Annotated in this window: 1 protein-coding gene; it reads left to right on the top strand. The window is 53.6% G+C overall.

The genetic code is table 11. The annotated features are described in order from the left end of the window. A partial coding sequence (locus ABEB31_RS21755; RefSeq protein ID WP_347053741.1) for a hypothetical protein occupies positions 1-938 on the top strand: 938 nt, incomplete at its 5' end. Positions 939-943 lie beyond the last annotated feature (5 nt).

Raw genomic sequence — 943 nt, 5'->3', positions numbered from 1 at the left:
GGGGGGGGGGGGGGGGGGGGGGGGGGGGGGGGAAGAGGAGGGGGGGGAGGAGAAAAGGGGAAGGGAGAGGGGGGAAGGAAAGGAGAGGAAAGAGGAAAGGGAAGAAGAAAGAAAAGAGGAGAAGGGGGGGGGAGAAAAAAAAGGGGGGGGGAGAAGGGGAAAAAAAAAGGGGGAAGGAGAGGAAGGAGGGGAGGAGGAGGGGAGGAAAGAAAAAGAAAAAGAAAGAGAAGAGAGGAGGAGGGAAGAGAGGGGAAGGGAAAAGGAAAAAGAAGAGAGGGGGGGAAGGGGAAGGAGGGGGAAGAAAGAAAGGGAAGAGAGGGAGGAGGAAAAGAAGGAAAGAAAGAAGGGAAAAGGGGAAGGAGGGAGGAGGGAAGAAAGAGGAGGGAGAAGGGGGGGGGGAGGAGGAGGAGAGAAGAAGGAGAGGAGGAGGAAAAGGGAAAGAAGGAAAGGAAAAAGAGGGGGGAAAAGAAGGAAAGGAAGAGGGGAGGGAAGGGGGAGAAGAAGGGAAGAAGAGGAAGGAGGGGAAGGGAAGAAAAAAAAGAGGAAAGGGGAGAAGAAGGGAAGAGGGAAGAAGAAAAGAAGGGGGAGGAAGAAGGGGGAAGGGAAGGAGAGAAAAGGAAAGAGAAGGAGGGAGAAGAAAAGAAGGGAGGGAAGGAGAAGGAGAAGGAAAAGGGGAAGAGGAGGAGAAAAGGGAGGAGGGAAAAGAAAAAAAGAAAAAGGAGGAAAAGGGAGGGGAGGAGGGGGGAAGGAAGGGGGGGAGGAGGGGGAGGAGGAAGAGGGGAAAGAGGGAGAGAGAAGAAGGAAGGGAGGAAGGGGAGGGAAGAGGAGAAGGGGAGGAGAAAGGAAAGAGGGGGAAAAAGAGGGAAAAGGAAAAGGGGAAGGGAGAGGGAGAAAGGAGGAAAGAGGAAAAAGGAAAGAGGAAAGAGGAAAGAAAATAGAAAAT

The sequence above is a fragment of the Flavobacterium olei genome (assembly GCF_039749035.1).
Classification (GTDB): Bacteria; Bacteroidota; Bacteroidia; order Flavobacteriales; family Flavobacteriaceae; genus Flavobacterium; species Flavobacterium olei.
This window is presented reverse-complemented; position numbering and strand designations above follow the sequence as displayed.